This is a genomic window from Pollutimonas bauzanensis, from assembly GCF_040393045.1.
GTDB lineage: Bacteria > Pseudomonadota > Gammaproteobacteria > Burkholderiales > Burkholderiaceae_B > Pollutimonas > Pollutimonas bauzanensis_A.
The window spans coordinates 15,076-33,267 of the sequence record NZ_JBEBUX010000014.1 but is presented as its reverse complement, the minus strand read 5'-3'; the positions used below and the strand labels follow the sequence as shown (position 1 = coordinate 33,267).

Here is an 18,192-nt window from a genome sequence, read left to right as displayed (position 1 = left end):
CAACCGATTAAATTCCTATGACAGAAGAACAACATACACCTCCCCAAAGCCTGGATGCTCTGATCGTGCTTATACAGCAAAACTTTCCCAGCATGACACGGCAGTTCCAGGTCAGCGCACGATATCTGATCGATTTCCCTGGGGAAATCCCGATTGCGTCCATGCGCCAGGTCGCCGCACAGGCCGGCGTGCAGCCCGCCACGCTGGTGCGACTGGCGCAATCCTTGGGCTATGAAGGCTGGAACGCACTCAAGAGCGTTTTTGCCCAGTCCCTCAGGCAAGTACCGCACCGCTATACCGAGCAAGCCCGCAAGGTAATCCGCAGCAAAAATCCACGTGATGTGCTGGGCAAGGCCGTCGCAACACAAGCCCGCAATATCACCCTGCTCGAAGAAATGAATGCTGATCGCCTTGCCTCGGCGGTCAGCTTGCTATCGGCCGCCAAGCGGGTCTATATCGCGGGCTTTCGCGCCTCGTTTGGGCCCGCTTTTCTCTTCCAATATCTGTATCGGTTATTTCGCCCATCTGTCAGCATGTTGCGCGGGGATGCCGGTTCGCTCGATATGGAACTCCGCGCAATAAACAAAGGGGACGTCGTCGCCATCATCGGCTTTGCCCCCTATTCCCACGAGTCCATGCGGGTTGTGCAGGCGGCACGCCAGTCGGGCGCCCGCATACTCGCCATTTGCGACAGCATTGTGGCGCCAATCGCACTGGACGCCGACTGCGTGCTGGCATTTCCCACCGAAACCCCTTCTTTTTTTCCGTCCAGCTCTGCCGCCGTGGCGCTACTAGAAATTCTGACCGAACAACTGCTGGCCAAGGCCGGCAAGCAGGCAGTGAACGACATAGCGCGCACAGAAGATCAGTTGCATCAGGCTGGCGCCTATTTGAATACTAATTAGGATCAGTCATGTTGTCATTGCTTGAATTGTCGGGCTCACCGTTTCAAATTGGGCAAACCCTGGGCAAATTCGGTGCGCAAGCCGCTCATTCCTACTTGATATCGTCCTCTTCCTGGAACAGCGTCATGGCATGGCGCGGCAGCGATGCCGCCCGCGCGATGCAGGCGCTGGTTGAGCAACATTTTCCGCTCATTCACCAAGAGCTGCTGGGGCTGGCCGCCGGACTTGAACTTCCCCCTGAAGATGTATTTTTATGGAACTGCCGGGGCGACGTCTGGTCCATGGCGCCCGATGGCTGCACGACTGTACAACTGCCGGTGGCTGGCGGCTCGCGCATCACGCACAACGAAGATGGAGACCCCGGATTTGCCGGCTACTGCGGAATAGCGCAGGCGGCCCCTGACAAAGGGCCGCGTTTTGTATCGTTTGTGTACCCCGCGTCCATCCCTGGCCATACCTTTGCCGTCAACGAGCATGGCCTGGCCATGACCGTCAATAATCTGCGTTCCCGGCAAGTCACTGTGGGCGTACCACGCATGGTCCTGACCCGCGCCCTGCTGAATCAATCGGAACTGCCGCAAGCCGCCGAACTCCTGCGCAATACCCAGCGCGCTGGCGGCTTTCACTTAAGCGTGGCTCAACGCGCAAGCCCCGATCTGCTCAGCATAGAGTTCAATTCCCAGGGGGTTTCATCCCGGTCCATACAAACACCGGCCCTGCACGCCAACCACATCGTGCACGAGGCAATGCAAGCCTTTCCACAGGTTGTTACCGACTCGTCCCTGCATCGCCAACAGCGCGGCGACGCGTTACTTCGTGATGCCGAATCCGCCAGCCCAGGCAACCCCGCCGATATCGACCCATTGCGCATCCTGGCGGATCAGGAAAACAAGCAGTTCCCCATTTACCGCGCAGCCCCCGATGACAGCGACGCCGAAAACACCATGGCGACGGCCGATATGCGTATTGGTCCGAAACAGGTGGATTGGGAAGTTTACGAACGCCCGGGGCAATCCTCGCGCTTCACGTTTATCGACACGCAACTGGTTTAAGGCGGCACATCGGTCAGATCAACAGTTTCACGAAATCGGCAACTTTCACACCCAGTTGCGCCAAGTCTTTTTGCAGCGTCGTGAAATTGGCTGACTTCTCGTAGCTGTCTTCATCCATGTATAGCGCCCGATTCACCTCAATTTGCAAACTGTGGCGATTTTCTTCGGGGCGGCCAATGCGCGCAATCAACGCCACACCCTTGAATGGATCATTACGCGCTACCGTATAGCCGCACTCAAGAAGAAAGTCCTCGATAATTCCAGTCAAGGTCGGATCGCAGGTGGTTCCGTCGCGGTCGCCCAGCACAAAATCGGCCAAAGGCTTGTCGGTGTCGATTTCAAGCAATTCGTAGGAATTGGATGGCATGGAGTGCAGATTCAAATGCCATACGCCACCGAAGCGCTCGTAGGCGTTTTCGATCTGCTGGTTCAATGCCGCGTGATAGGGCTGGTGATACGTACCTATGCGGTTTTCCACCTCGGCCACCCACAACTTGCGATCGTACATCTCTTGATTGCGCACACTGCTCCATATCAAGCCGTGTCCCAGGCGCGACTTCTCGGTCGGGTGTAATTCCGACGTCCACGGCTCAGCCAATATATTCGGGTCGATGTCATCCAACTCTCGATTTGGGTCAATATAAGTGCGGGGAAAATTGGCAGCCAACAACGTCGCGCCCACCGACGGAAGCGCCTGCCAAAGCTCATCGACATAGGTGTCTTCGCCGGAACGCAACACCGACGCAGGCAGGCAGCTCAGGAAATCGGCCGGATAGATCACGCCGCTGTGCGGCGAGTCGCATACCAATGGAATAGCGGTACTGGTCGGCATGGACAACACATAAGGCTCAAAGCCTTCGTCGGCGAATCTCATTTCGTCTCCATAGATTGTGGGTCATTCAAATGACAGGCACTTTGATGCGGCGTAACTTGCGCGTGGAGCAAGCCGTATGCCTGCTGGCCCCGGCCTACCGTCTTCAGCAAGGGACGCTCAACCTTGCACCTGGCCATGGCCATGGGACATCGCGGATGGAAGGGGCACCCTGAAGGCGGCGCAAGGGGCGACGGCAATTCACCTTTGATCGGTACGAATTGCCGCTGGTCAGTACGCAATGCCGGGAGCTCCTTGATGAGCGCCTGCGTATACGGATGATTGGCGTGGCTGAAAATGGCTTCGGTATCGGCGATTTCAACGATGCGCCCCAAATACATGATGGCGACGCGGTCGGCAACGTGGCTGACCACGCCCAGGTTATGGCTAATGAAAAAATAGGTCAGCCCCAGGTCCCTGCGCAACTGGATAAACAAATTAAGCACCTGCGCCTGAATAGACACATCCAGTGCCGCCACCGGTTCGTCGCATACGATCAACGCTGGCTTAAGCGCCAAGGCCCGTGCAACCCCGATACGCTGGCGCTGCCCACCTGAAAACTGATGTGGGTAGCGGAATCGATACGCGGGATCCAGTCCGACCTGCTGCATGAGCTCAGCCACATACGCTTCCTTTCCACTTCGCTTGACCATGCCATGCACGACAGGCGCTTCACCGATAATATCGATAACACGCATACGAGGATTGAGCGACGAAAAGGGATCCTGAAAAATCATTTGCACGCCCAACTCGTAGTCGCGCCGGGCTGCTTTGTCTAGCTGGCTGACGTCCTGCCCTTTGTAAATGACTTCGCCGGATGTAGGCGGCAATATCCCAGTAATTACGCGACCGAGGGTGGATTTGCCACAGCCGGATTCGCCCACGATGCCCAAGACCTCGCCCGCCCTCACATCCAGGTCCACGCCCGCGACAGCCTGCACCGACTGCGGCTCGCGGCGCGCCTTCACCAGTCCGCCCAAACGTTCCAGCCAGTCCACGGGCTGCGTATAGTGCCGATGCACCTGGCGCAAGCTCAGTATGCTCATGTTTTTTCCACCCCCTTGTGCCAACAGCTCACCCAATGCCCAGGAGCAACCTCCTCAAGGACGGGATCACTTTCGCATTGGGCGCTGGCACGATAGCAACGCGTGCGAAACGGACAGCCCACAGGCAGGTTCAATAGCGACGGTGTGGAACCGGGGATCTGGAACAGATCATGGCCCCGCGTTTGCACAGACGGAATCGAAGAAACCAGCCCGTGCGTATAAGGATGCTGGGCCGCGCCTATGATCTGGCTCGTCGGGGCCGTTTCGACGATACGCCCGGCATACATCACCGCCAGCCTGTCGGCGAGACCCGACACAATAGCCAGGTCATGCGTAATCCAGATCAGCGCAGTACCGGTTTCACGGCACAGCTTCTGGACCTCGTAAAGGATTTGACCTTGTATCGTGACGTCCAGCGCCGTTGTCGGCTCGTCGGCAATGATCAATTTGGGCGAATTCAGCAAGGCAATGGCGATGGCGATGCGTTGGCGCATACCGCCCGACAAATGATGTGGATACACCCGCAGGCGCTCTTCGGGCGCCGGTATACCTACCTTCTTCAACACTTCCAGGGCCCGCGCCCTGGCAGCGCGGCGCGATATCGGCTGGTGCGCCTGCACGGCCTCTATCATTTGCGTGTCAATGCGCAATACCGGGTTCAAGGTTGTCGAAGGATCCTGAAAAATCATCGCCATATCGCGACCGCGCAAGTGACGGTATTCTTCGGGCGACAGCTTTTGCAGATCCTGGCCATCGAAGAAAAGGCGGTCAGCCCGCATGCGCCCTGGCTCATCTACCAAATTCAACAAAGAAAACCCGGTAATGCTCTTTCCCGAACCTGACTCCCCAACCAGCCCAAGGATTTCGCCCTGCCGCAACTGCAGTGATACGCCATCCACAGCCTTGACAATGCCCTCGCGCGTATGAAACCAGGTTCTGAGTCCCTGGACATCCAGCAGCAGTTCGCCGGATAGCGAGATGTGATCATGGTTCACAAGCTCGCCCCCTGGATCTCGTTTCGAGGATTGAGAATATCGCGCAAATGATCGCCGACCAGGTTGATGGCAATCACCACCAGCGCCAACGCAATGCCGGGGAAAAAAGATATCCAGTAATTGCCCGACAGCAAAAACTCGAAGCCATTGGAAATCAGCATGCCCAACGACGGCTCGGTAACCGGCACTCCCACGCCCAGGAACGACAGCGTGGCTTCCAGAGCGATAGCATGCGCCAGATCAATGGTGGCGATAACCATGAGTGGCGGAATGCAATTGGGAAACACATGGCGCCACAGGATGCGGTGCCACGACAACGACATGCACCTGGCCGCCTCGACATATTCTTTATTGCGCTCGACGATAGCCGCCGCCCTGGCTGCCCGCGCAAAATAGGCCCATTGCACGGCAATCAAGGCATAGATGACCTTATCCACGCCTTTGCCAAGCACTGCCAGCAATATCAAGGCCACCAGAATTGCTGGAAACGATAACTGAATGTCGACGATACGCATCAACACAGCGTCGACACGTCTTCCAAAGTAAGCCGACACCAGACCCGCGGCGGTACCGATAAGAAACGCGGCCGACACCGAAGTCACACCTACGAACAGACTAATGCGCATGCCGTACAAGATGGCGGAAAACACATCGCGCGCCTGTCCGTCGGTTCCCAGCCAATACGTCATGCTGCCATCGGCATTGACGCTGCCCGGCGGCAGCTTGGAGTCCATGATGTCCAAAGTAGCGATATCAAAGGGGTTCTGCGGAGCGATCCACGGCGCGAAGATGGCCAGCACCAGAAAGATCACCAGCAGCACCAGCCCCACGATGGCAAGCCGACTGGCCAGGAATTGCGCCATGAAGACCCGCCACAAGCTCTCATGTGCCAGCGCCGCCGCCGTCATGCCGCTCCCCCTAGACGCACCCGCGGATCCAGCAGCGTGTACGCAATATCAACCAACAAGTTCAAGCCAGCAAGAAAAACGACCGTCAACATCAAATAAGCCACCACGACGGGTCGATCCAGGGTAATGATGGAATCGATCAATAGCTTGCCCATTCCTGGCCAGGAAAATACGGTTTCGGTTACGACAGCGAAGGCGATGACCTGCCCATATTCCAGCCCGCCTATGGTCACGATGGGGATGAGTATGTTCTTGAGCAAATGTACGCCTAACACGCGCCGGTCGCGCAAGCCTTTAGCGCGTGCGTACTTGATATAGTCTTGTGGCAGGCATTCTCGGGTAGCGGCTCGGGTCACCCGAATGATGAGCGCGCATTTGGCCGTGGCAATCGTCGCCACAGGCAAGGCCAGACTTTGCAAACCCTGCCAACTGAAGATGCTGAGCTGTATCGGCCCCACCCACTGCACCGGCCCGCGTCCACCCGCAGGAAACCAGCCCAGCATGACGGCAAACAACATGATGAGCATCAACCCCACCCAGAAATTAGGCAAAGAGAAGCCCAGCACTGAACCCGTCATGATGGAGCGCGCACTGACGCTTTGCGGTTTGAGACCTGCATAAATGCCCAGCGGCACGCCGATAAGCATGGAACTGAGCATAGCCAACGTGGCCAGCTCGAGGGTGGCCGGCATGCGCTCCAGGATCAGGCGCATGGCCGGCTCGCCGGTCAAGAAGCTATTGCCGAAATCCAGCTGCGCCGCCTTGCCCAGGAAAATGAAATACTGTTGCCACAGAGGCAGATCCAGGCCCAGGCTTTGGCGCAAAAGTTCACGCTGGGCGTCGCTGGCCTCCGGGCTGGCAAGCATGGCCACCGGGTCGCCGACCAGGTAAAGGCCGGCGAACACCAGTGCCGACATGACCAGCACGACCAGCACCGTCTGCAGCAGCCGGTGAAGAATGGTTAGCAGCACAGGCTTTTGCCCGGCTTACTTGGCCAGCGTCATGTACTGCGCCAGCGTCATCTGGTCAGTCCGTCCCCCGTATTGAATGTCTTTCTTCATTGCCCATACGGACAATTCAAACTGCAACGGCAAGATGCCGTAGTCCGCCATGACCATGGTGCCGGCCTTCTGTAGCATTTCCGAGCGCTTGTCGTCGTCCAGCGTTCGGGAAGCCTCAAGCACCAGCTTGTCGAGCTCCGGGTTGGTGTACTTGCTCCAGTTGGTCGTGCCCAAACCCAAGGCAGGGTCTTTAGTGACCACGAGCGCCATAAGCGGGTTGAGCATTTCACCGGAACTTGCCGCCCACCCTGCCAAGTAGGTACTAAAGGCATAGCTGTCGCGTTTTTTGAAGAACACGGGTGGCGCCATGGTCTCGACCTCGGTTTTTACACCGATGCGCGCCCACATGGAGGCGACAACCTGGGCGATGCGTTGGTCATTGGTGTAACGCCCCGCAGGAGACCCCAACGAGACCGTAAAGCCATCAGGGTAACCGGCTGCCGCCAACAGTTCTTTGGCTTTGGCTGCGTCTGCCGGCGGAACTTCCGCTAAGGCCTTGGCTGTGCCAAAACCGGGATATGCCAGCAGATTGGCCGCGGTTTGCGCCGCCCCGCCCATTACCCGCTCGACAATGGCCTTGCGGTCGATAGCCAGCGACAAGGCTTCGCGCACGCGCTTGTCGGCCAGCGGGTTCTTCCCCGAAGTGCCAGACATCCCCGGGGGGACTTCCTTGCCCTGATTCAAGGCAATATAAATGACACGTACTGATGGGGTTTCCTGGACATGCAGATTCTTGTCTTGCTTTAATTTAGGCAAATCGTCCGTGGGCGGATCTTCGATAAGATCGACATCACCAGCCAATAGCGCGGCAACCCGCGCGGCCGAATTGGAAATTGGCCGATAGATGACCCTATCCCAATCGGGCTTGTCGCCCCAATAATGGGGATTGCGCTTGAAGACGATTTCAGCGCCGCGCTTCCAGGAAACAAATTGATAAGGCCCTGTACCCACCAGCCCATCGCCGCGATTGAGTTCGACTGTGGTTTTCCCCTCGGGCGCGGCGCCGGCCGCAGCCTTATGCGACATGATGGGCACCATGGACAAGTTGGGCAGCAGCACTGGTGACGGCCCCTTGGTCGTGATCTTGATGGTCAAGTCGTCTAGCGCCTCGACCTTGTCGACGGCGCTCAAGTACAAGGAATAGGACGACGGACTATTGGGCACCTTGGGAACCCGCGCATACGTAAACAGCACATCAGCAGAGGTAAAGGGCGAACCATCGGCAAACTTGACGTTGGGACGAAGCTTGAAAATCCAGACATTGCCATCGACCGTCCAGGATTCGGCCAACGAGGCTACCGGTTTGGCATTGGCATCAGTACGGACCAGAGGGTCGAAAAGGGTTTCAGAAAGCTGAGTGTTCGGAGTAAGCGAATGAAACTGCGGATCCATAGAGCTGGGTTCGGAACGCAGCGCAATGGTCAGATCACGTGCTTGCGCAATACCTGCCAAGCTGAAAAAGCCGGCGGCCAATGCGGACAAAAGTATGGTTTTCTGGATTAACTTCATGTTTATGCTGCCCTTTTTATAAATACGTTAGACGGGTAGACCAATAAAACAACGAAATAAAAAAGCTCCATGCCTATGACATGGAGCCAGTGTAACGAGCTAATCCAGTTTAAAGATCAGTATTTTCCCGATGCATTATGGGAATTGCATGGTGCAAAAAAGATACTGTCGATTACTTGCACCAGGCTCCCATCAGCCTATTGGGACGCATGCACCATATATTCAACAGCAGCGCGCAACGTGACGTCGTCAGCCGATGAAGCACCACGTGGCGGCATGGCACCCTTACCTTTGATGGCAACTTCCACCATGGCATCCATACCTTGCGCGATCAAGGGTGCCCAGGCAGCCTTGTTCCCAAGTTTGGGCGCATTGGCTATGCCAGTACTATGGCAAGTCACGCATGCGCTTTTATACAGTTTCTCGCCAGCCGGATTTACGGTTGCCGCAGCATCGCCTGCGGCGAAAGCCGCAACCGGCGCCAGCAGGACTCCCAGTGCAATGGCCAAGGCAGCATAGGCAAGCTTAAACATTATTGTCTCCAATATTTCGTCAGTCGGGTCCGCCGGTTGACGGACCTTTTTCTAAAAACCGCTTTTACTTCACAATAGGACCAGGCGCCTTGACCTGTTTCATCAAGTCGTCGTTCCATTTGCCTTCGACTACCACGTGGCCTGCGGCGCCTAATTCAAAGGCTTCGATCAGGTTGTGGTTGACGTAGGCGTACACACCAGGCTGCTTGAAGGTATAGAGTGCCGCGCCTGCCGAACCGCCGCGGATGAACCAGGTTTCAAGGTTCTTTTCAGGCGCGTTGTCGAACTTGCCAGTTTCCCAGACCCAGTCGCCATGCCCGCCGATAAGGTGAGGACGCGTATCGCGGTTGGCCTGTGAATGAATGAACAAGACAGTTTCCCCGACGTTGGCCTTCATGGCGCCTTCGCCCGTCAGTGCCCCGACCTTGCCGTTGAATACCACATGACTGGGAACCAGGGTGCGCATGACAGCAACCGTATCTTCGTAGCTATCGGCCAGGGTGGCGTATTCCTTGTACTTGCCATCGGCGCCTTTAGGAATGTAAAGGTCGAATTCGCCAATGGTGTAGACCTTGTCGTAACGCAAGGATTTGCCGTTGGGATCCTTTAGGCCACCGCGTGGCAGCACCATGACAGTACCGTTCATGCCCGACACTACATGCCATGGGACCATGCCCGTCGGCGCGCAGTGGTAAACGAACGTACCGGAACGGTCTGCCTTGAAACGCAGGGTTGCCTGTTCGCCGGGGTTAACGTTGGTGAGGGAGGCGCCGCCCAGTGCACCGGTTGCAGCGTGGAAATCCACGTTATGCGGCATGGCGTTGGCAGACGGATTGATCAGCGTTAGTTCGAGATAATCGCCTTCATGCACCACCAGGGTGGGACCAGGCATGGAGCCGTTGAAGGTCATGGACTGGATCGTTGTACCCTTGTCGTCGATCACCATCTTCTTTTCTTCTATTGTCATGGTGAACTCGACAACACGCGGGGCGGCATCGACCACCTGGTCATGTTTGTGCACCATGGGAGGCGCAACCAGGTCTACTTTGATGCGCTTGAGTTTGCCGATTTCCGCTTCCGTCATTGCCTTGCCTTTCACGGCATCAGGATTGCCTTTGGCTAATGCGGGAGCTGCCATTGCGGCCGAGCCGGCCATTGCACCCAAACCTGCTGTTTTAAGAAATGAACGACGTTCCATGATGAAGCTCCGTTTACAAAGAAAAGTTCGAATGATTTCGAACACCTACAAGGCTGGTTTGACGGTGAGGCAAACTACTTGAAGCCGTGTTATTGGTGCATGTGTCCATTTGATACTGGCAGCACAATGCCTTCTTTGTTGCAGCGCAAACTTCCAAGTACATTTATTCGGGTTTCTACTAATTATGTGCGATTCGTGGGTTTATTTACACAACGTCGTCGCCCGCCACAGCCGACCCTGGACCTATAAGCCCAATGTTCCATAGGCTGCAATGCTAAAATCGGCTTTCTGCTTACCCACATGGATTCGCAATGCCTGCTCAGCTGAGTCGGTCTATTATTAAAAATCTTGATCTATTCAAGTCACTGCCTGATGCGGCTTTGGATACCATATTGCAGACGGCTCAGGTCTGTCGTCTGAATACGGGCGACGCCGCCTTTCGCCAGGGCGAAGTGGCCGATCGTTTTTTCGTACTGCTTCATGGCCATCTGAAAGTCGTCCAGATAACCCCCGACGGTGAACAAATAGTGGTCCGCTATGTAAGCCCCGGCGAGGTATTCGGTATTGCACGCGCCATGCGCCGGCCCAACTACCCGGCATCGACCATTGCCGTTCAAGAAAGTCTTGCGCTTAGCTGGCCCTCAACGGAATGGGAGCAGTTCACCACTACAAATCCCCACTTTGCATCCAACGCACTACAAACCGTAGGCCAGCGCCTGCAAGACGCCCATTCCCGCATACAAGAACTTTCCACGGAAGAAGTCGAACAACGAGTCGCGCGCGCCATATTGCGGCTGGTAGACCAGTCTGGCCAGCAAACGCCCGAAGGCGTCATGATCGACTTTCCCATTACGCGCCAGGACATCGCCGAAATGACCGGCACCACGTTGCACACCGTAAGCCGACTGATGAGCGCCTGGAAAGAACGCGGCCTTGTCACTAGTGGGCGCAAGCGCATTGTGGTCTGTGCCATAGACGACCTGATACGCCTGGCCGAGGGGCCGCATGCTCCTGCCACGGCCCGCACCACACGCATCATCGTCGAGTAAGCCTGACGGTTTAGCTGCCCACCCGGCATTGCCGAGCCATTCCTCATGAAATGGTCAGACGGGAACGCAGGGTTTGTTCAGCCTTGCCCCCTTTGCCGGTAGTATCACGCACCAGACGGATCCCCAGGTTGCTGGGAGGCACGCCGACCGAGCATGCCCCGTTTTTAGGGTCGCGTATAAAATCTGAAATATAGCTGCGGTGTTTGCCCGCCGTGACACGAATCCCGCAGTTTTCCCCAGGCGGCATGACTTCGCCGCCATCCTGATCTACATACTGGCGCAAGTGGCAGGTATCGGTCCAGTCCCAAACGTTCCCCGCCATATCCAATACGCCCGTCGAACTAGTGCCAAAACGGCCAAAGACTTGAGGCTCCTCGTCCACGACAGCCTTGCGCTGGGTTTCAAGGGCGTATTCAGCTAACCAGCGCTGAGCAGGATCGTTGGGGTCGGAAACATCGACGATCAGCTCTTCTTCATAGGCCGAGCCAGCCGCATAGACCCATTCGGCATAGGTAGGCAAGCGATACGACTGCCCTACGCGCGCCGAGAACCAGGCAGCATAGGCAGTGGCATCACGCCAACTGATGCCTACAGCAGGCCGGTCGGGCGCGATCGCCTCACGCAAAGCCTTATCCAGCTTTTTGCATGCCCCGTCGCTGACGCAGGCCGCATATTCGGCCTGGCTGACCTGTCGTTTCATGATTTGAAAGTCGTGGTCAAACCGCAGGATGCGGGCCTTGGGGTTGACCGGATTGCCATTGTGCAGAAAATCGCCTGCCGGGTAATAGCTGAATTCACCTGCCTTGATGGTTACCAACTCGGTTAAGTCCTGTTTTTGCCAGGCGGTACCGTCCACTGAAAAGTACGTTGCCGTACCGGCTACAACCAAGCCGGCAATTACAGTGATCTTGAACAGGGTGCGCATGTCGCTACCTTCGGTGCTTTCCATGCAGGCCGGCAACGTGCCGCTGCAATACCATTGGACTCGCTGTTGCATGCGGCGTCTTTGTCGCAACGCAAACTCGGCACTGGAATAGAAAAGACGGCCCCTAAATACGCTGTTTTTTTATATACGCTAGTGGGCTAGGCGTTCTTGCTTGATTTTGGCTTCTTTCTTGATACGCGTGTCAGGTCCTGGGAGGGGATGTTTTGCTCCTCGTTGACGGTTCGGCGCCCTGCGGCGCCGAACATCGCTTCGCCCCGCTCGTGCGCCCATTCGGGCTGCCTTCGCGTGCGTCTCGCTCGCCACCGAAAGTCGCTGCAACATCCCCTCCCAGGACCTGCCCCGCTGCATCATGGAGGTTTGAATCGCCGCCGGGACGGATAGCGTGCTTGGCGTTTTTACGTGAGACTGGCGATTGACCTGTGCAGGCAACAGTTATGGCAATCGTCACCACTACCGACTACCGTCGCTCGTATCAGCCCCAATGTCCGGAGCGTCCCGGCTGGCGGGGCGCGGAGGACGGGCGCATGAGTTCTTTTGAACCTGCCGAGGCCGTCGATAGCATGCCAAGCACGCGACCCATCCCAGCGATCTTGCGAATCGATCTAACGCAGCCGTTGGTGTGGTGAGGGGGATATGAGCGACTTTCGGGGCACCCGGCGTAGGGGCCAGCCAGCGGGACGTAGGCGAAGGCAGCCCGAATGGGCGTACGAGCCAAGCCGCGCTGGTTCGGCGCGCAGGGCGCCGAATCGGGCCACGAGGAGCCCATATCCCCCTCACCACACCAGCGGCGTGTGACGGCAAGCATCACTGAACAAGAATCACTGAGCAACAATCATTACCGACACCAACGCATCAAAACCAAAAGGCCTGAACCCAGTGCAATACCGAATTCAGGCCTTATACCCTTAGCGTTTCACTGCCCAAACTTCTTCAGGCCAGTTCAAAACAGAGCTGCTTCTTATTCCAGCGCTTTACAGAATCATGCAACACCGGCCGAATGCGCCTGCTCGTCGGCATGGTAGGACGAACGCACCATGGCGCCCACGGCAGCGTGGCTAAAGCCCATTGCGTAGGCTTCGCGTTCCAGCATCTTGAAGATATCGGGGTGCGCATAGCGCAAAACCGGCAGGTGATGTTCGGAAGGCTGAAGATACTGACCTATGGTCAGCATATCGACGTTATGCGCCCGCATGTCGCGCATGACCTCGAGGATTTCCTCGTCGGTCTCGCCCAACCCAAGCATCAGGCCGGACTTGGTCGGCACATTGGGGTGCAGCACCTTGAAATCAGACAGTAGTTTGAGCGAATGATGGTAATCGGAACCTGGCCGTGCCTGCTTGTACAAACGCGGCACGGTTTCAAGGTTATGGTTCATGACGTCCGGTGGACCATCATTAAGAATACCCAGCGCACGATCCAGGCGGCCACGAAAATCGGGCACCAATACTTCGATGCGGGTAGTGGGCGACATTTCGCGCACCTTGCTGATGCATTCGACAAAATGAGCAGCGCCGCCGTCGCGCAGGTCGTCGCGGTCGACCGAGGTAATAACCACATACGACAGTTTCATGGCGGCGATGCTGCGCGCCAGGTTTTCGGGCTCGTTGACATCAAGCGGATCGGGACGGCCATGCCCCACGTCACAGAAAGGACAGCGACGGGTGCATTTGTCGCCCATGATCATGAACGTGGCGGTGCCCTTGCCGAAGCATTCACCTATGTTCGGACACGAAGCCTCTTCGCAAACCGTATGCAGATTATGTTCGCGTAATATGCGCTTGATGTCATAAAAGCGCGAACCAGGCGCAGCGGCCTTGACCCGTATCCATTCGGGCTTTTTCAGGCGTTCGGCCTGAACGACCTTGATGGGGATACGCGACGTCTTGTCACCCGCCTTCTGCTTTTGCGTTGGGTCGTAAGGGACGGGACGTACAGTAGGTTTACGTTCTGCAGGCTGGTCAACGGAAGTAGTCATACGATTTCCTGCACCGAAGCATATACGCTTCGTGCTCAAAAGCGGCAGCGTGCTTCACGCCGCCCGCTATCGGGTGAAAAGATCGACGTGGACTTGTAGGCGTTGCCGCGCAAGCCCCACGTAAAACGGTTGCAAGGTACTATTTTAACGCGCGCAGGCCCGGCCTGCCTAATCACCCTGCTGGCTCAGCGGCCTTTCCAGACAGGATGGCGCTTTTGCATAAAGGCGTCGATGCCTTCGCCAACATCCTCGGCCATCATGTTTTGGGCCATTACCTGGCCCGCATAATCGTAGGCATCGCTAAGGTTCATACCGCGCTGACGATGATACATGGCTTTGCCGGTACGCACTGCCACCGGACTTTTGGAGCAAATGGCCTGCACCAGGGCGTCGACCGCCGCATCCAATTGGTCGGGGGCTACCGCCTGATTGATCAGCCCGTTGTCCACCGCGTCGGCGGCACTGATGAACTGACCGGTTATCAGCATTTCAAACGCTTTCTTGGCGGGCACATTTCGCGTCAAGGCCACGGCGGGAGTGGAGCAGAATAAGCCGACATTGATTCCGGAAACGGCGAATTTAGCGGTATCGGCGGCTACCGCCAAGTCGCAGCTGGCCACCAGCTGGCATCCAGCCGCCGTTGCCGTGCCTTGCACTCGCGCAATAACCGGCACAGGCAAATTAACGATGCTTTGCATGACCCTGCCGCACTGCGCAAATAACTGTTGGTAATAACGCTCGTCGGGCGTCGCGCGCATTTGTTTCAGATCATGACCCGCACAAAAAGCCCGCCCCTCGGCGGCCAGCACCACGCAACGCAATGCGTCGTCTTGGGCGGCGCCATCAAGCTGGCGTTGCAACTCGGCCAACAGTTCCTCGGACAGGGCATTGAACTGATCTGGCCGGTTAAGGGTCAGTGTCAGCACCCCGTTCTGCTTGGCGGATAATAGCAATGCGTTTTGCGTAGTCATGTTTTTTGTCTCCGGAATTGGTCTAGGTATCGGTATTGCTGCCAGCCTGGGCGGCAAACGCCTGCGTTAAACGTACCGCGAGCATTTCGCCTACTTGAGCAACATTAGCGTCTACCCCACAATACCGCAAATCGACAGTTTCCAACCCTTCGTAGCCGCATGGGTTGATGCCCAGGAACGGCCCCAGATCCATGTCGACATTCAGAGCCAGGCCGTGATAGGCGCAACCCTTGCGGATCTTGATGCCCAGGGCGGCGATCTTGGCAAGACTGCCATTGGCCACAGGCACATAGACCCCTGGCGCACCAGGCTTGAGACAGGCGCCCGCTATGCCCAAATCGGCAAGCAGTTGAATGGCGACGTCTTCCAGCAGCGCGACATATTCTTTGACGAAAATTTTCAAGCGGCGCAAATCGATCAGGCAGTATGCGACCAATTGCCCCGGCCCGTGATAAGTGACTTGCCCGCCCCTATCGCATTGGACTATGGGAATATCGCCGCTATCCAGAATATGCTGGGGCTTGCCGGCCTGGCCCAGGGTATAAACCGGAGGATGCTCGACCAGCCAGATCTGGTCAGGGGTGCTTTCGTCGCGCGTTTCGGTAAACTCGCGCATGGCATCCCACACCGCCAGATAAGGCGCGGGACGCGGCCACCATTTATGCTCGATCATTGACGCAGCGCACGCCTATAGAACAATAGAAACCATGTCATGACCATGCAAGGCGCGATACAAATCATCCAGCTGCTGGCGCGAGGTGGCCCGAACAGTAAACGTCAGGCTTATATAATTGCCGCCCTTACTGGGCCGCATTTCTACCGTCGACGGGTCAAACACCGGGTCAAACTGCAGCACAAGTTCAGTTAGCGTTTGCGCAAAATCAGGATGCGCCTTACCCATCACTTTAATGGGAAAGTCACTGGGATACTCGATCAGAGATTCTTCGGGTGGTATTTCGTGCATACGCGTACTGATAACCTGTGCAATAAACTTAAAGAGCGGCAATGGCCTTGTCGTAGCCTGCCCGCAACGCGGCATAGACCTTGCCCGGCTTACCCGTGCCTACTGGCTTGCCGTTATGCGTGGTGATAGGCAGGATTTCTTTGGTGGCCGAAGACAACATCAGTTCGTCGGCGCTTTCAGCTTCTTGCTGGGAAATCGGACGCGCGTTGAATGCAATACCCGCTTCGGCGGCGAGCTCTTCCAGCAAGCCATAGCGTATTCCTTCCAGAATCAGGTTACTGCGCGGAGGCGCCAGTAAAACGCCGTCTTTGACGACCCAAATATTGCACGAGGAACCTTCCGACAAATAGCCGTCGCGAAATTGCAGGACTTCGTCCACACCGGCATCGACCGCGTATTGTTTGGCCAGCACATTGCCCAGCAAAGAAACTGACTTGATTTCACAACGCAACCAGCGGATATCCGTCATGCCCACAGTGCTTAGGCCCTGTTCGCGCGCGGCTGCGCCAGGTCGCGTAAATGGCGTAACCATGCAGAAAACAGTAGGCTTGGTGTCTTTAGGGAAAGCATGGTCGCGCTTGGCCACGCCGCGACTTACCTGAACATACACCATGCAGTCGCCCAGCCCGGACCGCTTGATCAAGTCATTGACCAGTTGCTCCCAATCGGAACGCTTAAGGTCAACCTTGATGTCGATGGCTGCCAGGCTGCGCTCAAGACGGGCCAGATGGCCATCCATGCGGAACGGCTTGCCGTTATAGGCAGGAACCACGTCATAAATGCCATCGCCGAAAATAAATCCGCGATCCAGCACGGAAATCTTGGCATCGCCCAAGCGCACGTAATCGCCATTCAGGTAAACAATACTGTCGCAATCGACATCAGGAATCATTTTCGGGACCTTTTATTATTCAAACATCAAACGAATCTTGTCGTACATGCGGCCAAAAAACCCCGCTTCCGGCACATCATCCAATACGTAAAGCGCATCTTCACGCAATACTTTGCCGTCAAGCGACAGCGAGACCGTACCGACCTTGCTGCCCTTTTTCAGTGGCGCAATGAGGGGCTGGGTGTACTGCGCCAGTGGGATGACTTGCGGGCCCTTGCCGCGCGGTACAGTGACCCAGGTAGGCTCCATGCTGCTCAGGCCAACTGTTTCGACCTCACCTTCCCACACGCGCGCTTTGACGGCGGGCTGAGTGTTGTCGAACAATTTGACGGTGTCGAAGTTCTGGAAGCTCCAGTTCAAGAGCTTCAGGCTGTTTTCCGTACGAGCCGCATCGCTGCTGGCGCCAACAATAACCGACACGACGCGGCGTCCATCGCGCATCGCGGTGGCCACCAGACAATATCCCGCCGATTGGGTATGACCAGTCTTCAAGCCATCAACCGTAGGGTCCGACCATAACAGGCGGTTGCGATTGTTTTGCTTAATCTTGTTATAGGTAAATTCTTTCTGGCTGTAATAATGAAGATACTGGGGATGCTTTTCCACCATATTACGAGCCAATGTCGCCAAATCGCGCACGGTCGTCAAGTGGGTGGGGTCAGGCAGGCCCGTGGAATTCACGAAATGGGTATCGCGCAAGCCTTGTTTGGCGGCTTCCTCGTTCATGAGGGCGGCGAACGCCGACTCGCTTCCTGCTACCGCTTCGGCCAGCGCCACTGTAGCGTCATTACCCGATTGGACGATAAGGCCCTGCAAAAGCTCATCCACCGACACTTGAGTGTTGGGTTTGATGAACATGCGCGAACCTTCGGTTTTCCAGGCCTTTTCGGAAACATTGACCAATTGATCCAAAGCCAGACGCTTATTGTCGATAGCTTCGAAAATCAGATAAGCCGACATCAGCTTAGTCAGGGAAGCAGGCTCGATTTTTTCGTCAGGGTTTTGCGCGGCGATGATTTGCCCGCTGTTGGCATCCAGCGTAAGCCAGGCACGGGCCGTCAGGTTAGGCGCCGGAACGGTTGCCAATTCGCCCACTGTAGCGATGCCGCCGGCGTTAAGCACTGCAGGCTCGACAACGGCGGGCGCATCAGCGGCCGGCGGTGTGGGGGTGTTTTGGGCCGATGCAAAAACTGGCGAAATGGCCAGAGCAAATCCGGCAAGGAAATGTGAAAAACGGGAAGATTGAAAGCGGAAATTATTGAGTGTCATCGCCATATCGTAAAGAATATCCGTTAGTAAAACAAACGGCATTGAAGC

Annotated in this window: 18 protein-coding genes; 3 read left to right on the top strand and 15 right to left on the bottom strand. The window is 56.5% G+C overall.

All coding sequences use genetic code 11. From position 1 onward, the window contains the following. Positions 1-17: 17 nt before the first annotated feature. Positions 18-905, top strand: coding sequence for a MurR/RpiR family transcriptional regulator (locus ABWO67_RS03980; RefSeq protein ID WP_353147832.1), 888 nt, complete (start codon positions 18-20; stop codon positions 903-905). An 8-nt stretch (positions 906-913) separates the two neighbouring features. After that, a complete protein-coding gene (locus ABWO67_RS03975) occupies positions 914-1,957 on the top strand; it encodes a C45 family autoproteolytic acyltransferase/hydrolase (protein WP_353147829.1) in 1,044 nt (347 codons plus the stop codon). A gap of 13 nt (positions 1,958-1,970) precedes the next feature. On the opposite strand, the gene ABWO67_RS03970 is transcribed toward ABWO67_RS03975, so the two are convergent. The 8 genes from ABWO67_RS03970 to nirK form a co-directional block, all read right to left on the bottom strand. Beyond that, positions 1,971-2,831, bottom strand: coding sequence for an N-formylglutamate amidohydrolase (locus tag ABWO67_RS03970; RefSeq protein ID WP_353147826.1), 861 nt, complete (start codon positions 2,829-2,831; stop codon positions 1,971-1,973). Further along, positions 2,828-3,874 (bottom strand): ABC transporter ATP-binding protein, encoded by a 1,047-nt coding sequence (locus ABWO67_RS03965; RefSeq protein WP_353147823.1) that lies wholly within the window; start codon positions 3,872-3,874, stop codon positions 2,828-2,830. Before ABWO67_RS03965 ends, ABWO67_RS03970 begins: the two co-directional genes overlap by 4 nt. Then, entirely contained in the window at positions 3,871-4,869 is a 999-nt protein-coding gene (locus ABWO67_RS03960) for an ABC transporter ATP-binding protein (RefSeq protein ID WP_353147820.1), read from the bottom strand. Before ABWO67_RS03960 ends, ABWO67_RS03965 begins: the two co-directional genes overlap by 4 nt. Beyond that, positions 4,866-5,777: an ABC transporter permease gene (locus ABWO67_RS03955; protein ID WP_353147817.1), complete on the bottom strand. Its 912-nt coding sequence runs from the start codon at positions 5,775-5,777 to the stop codon at positions 4,866-4,868. The genes ABWO67_RS03960 and ABWO67_RS03955 overlap by 4 nt, the downstream gene beginning before the upstream one ends. Next, a complete protein-coding gene (locus tag ABWO67_RS03950) occupies positions 5,774-6,748 on the bottom strand; it encodes an ABC transporter permease (protein ID WP_353147815.1) in 975 nt (324 codons plus the stop codon). Before ABWO67_RS03950 ends, ABWO67_RS03955 begins: the two co-directional genes overlap by 4 nt. 15 nt (positions 6,749-6,763) lie before the next feature. Then, a complete protein-coding gene (locus ABWO67_RS03945; RefSeq protein WP_353147813.1) occupies positions 6,764-8,347 on the bottom strand; it encodes an ABC transporter substrate-binding protein in 1,584 nt (527 codons plus the stop codon). A 197-nt stretch (positions 8,348-8,544) separates the two neighbouring features. Further along, on the bottom strand, positions 8,545-8,880 hold the full coding sequence (locus ABWO67_RS03940) for a c-type cytochrome (RefSeq protein WP_353147811.1): 336 nt from the start codon (positions 8,878-8,880) through the stop codon (positions 8,545-8,547). 64 nt (positions 8,881-8,944) lie between these two features. Next, positions 8,945-9,964 carry a copper-containing nitrite reductase gene (nirK, locus tag ABWO67_RS03935; protein ID WP_353147888.1) on the bottom strand — a complete coding sequence of 340 codons (1,020 nt, stop codon included), beginning with the start codon at positions 9,962-9,964 and terminating at the stop codon, positions 8,945-8,947. Positions 9,965-10,389: 425 nt separating this feature from the next. On the opposite strand from nirK, the gene ABWO67_RS03930 reads away from it, so the two are divergent. Continuing rightward, a complete protein-coding gene (locus ABWO67_RS03930) occupies positions 10,390-11,127 on the top strand; it encodes a Crp/Fnr family transcriptional regulator (RefSeq protein ID WP_353147808.1) in 738 nt (245 codons plus the stop codon). Positions 11,128-11,170: 43 nt separating this feature from the next. On the opposite strand, the gene ABWO67_RS03925 is transcribed toward ABWO67_RS03930, so the two are convergent. The 7 genes from ABWO67_RS03925 to ABWO67_RS03895 all read right to left on the bottom strand — a co-directional run bounded on the left by ABWO67_RS03925 (position 11,171) and on the right by ABWO67_RS03895 (position 18,144). Beyond that, positions 11,171-12,124, bottom strand: a complete 954-nt coding sequence (locus ABWO67_RS03925) for an SUMF1/EgtB/PvdO family nonheme iron enzyme (protein WP_353147806.1) — start codon at positions 12,122-12,124, stop codon at positions 11,171-11,173. Between the two features lie 928 nt (positions 12,125-13,052). Continuing rightward, positions 13,053-14,048, bottom strand: a complete 996-nt coding sequence (lipA, locus tag ABWO67_RS03920; RefSeq protein WP_353147803.1) for a lipoyl synthase — start codon at positions 14,046-14,048, stop codon at positions 13,053-13,055. Between the two features lie 185 nt (positions 14,049-14,233). Beyond that, positions 14,234-15,019 carry an enoyl-CoA hydratase gene (locus ABWO67_RS03915; RefSeq protein ID WP_353147800.1) on the bottom strand — a complete coding sequence of 262 codons (786 nt, stop codon included), beginning with the start codon at positions 15,017-15,019 and terminating at the stop codon, positions 14,234-14,236. 22 nt (positions 15,020-15,041) lie between these two features. Beyond that, on the bottom strand, positions 15,042-15,692 hold the full coding sequence (lipB, locus tag ABWO67_RS03910) for a lipoyl(octanoyl) transferase LipB (RefSeq protein ID WP_353147797.1): 651 nt from the start codon (positions 15,690-15,692) through the stop codon (positions 15,042-15,044). A 15-nt stretch (positions 15,693-15,707) separates the two neighbouring features. Further along, positions 15,708-15,983 (bottom strand): DUF493 family protein, encoded by a 276-nt coding sequence (locus tag ABWO67_RS03905; protein ID WP_353147794.1) that lies wholly within the window; start codon positions 15,981-15,983, stop codon positions 15,708-15,710. Positions 15,984-16,011: 28 nt separating this feature from the next. Continuing rightward, positions 16,012-16,875 (bottom strand): D-amino acid aminotransferase, encoded by an 864-nt coding sequence (locus tag ABWO67_RS03900; protein WP_353147791.1) that lies wholly within the window; start codon positions 16,873-16,875, stop codon positions 16,012-16,014. A gap of 15 nt (positions 16,876-16,890) precedes the next feature. After that, positions 16,891-18,144, bottom strand: coding sequence for a D-alanyl-D-alanine carboxypeptidase family protein (locus tag ABWO67_RS03895; RefSeq protein ID WP_353147788.1), 1,254 nt, complete (start codon positions 18,142-18,144; stop codon positions 16,891-16,893). Positions 18,145-18,192 lie beyond the last annotated feature (48 nt).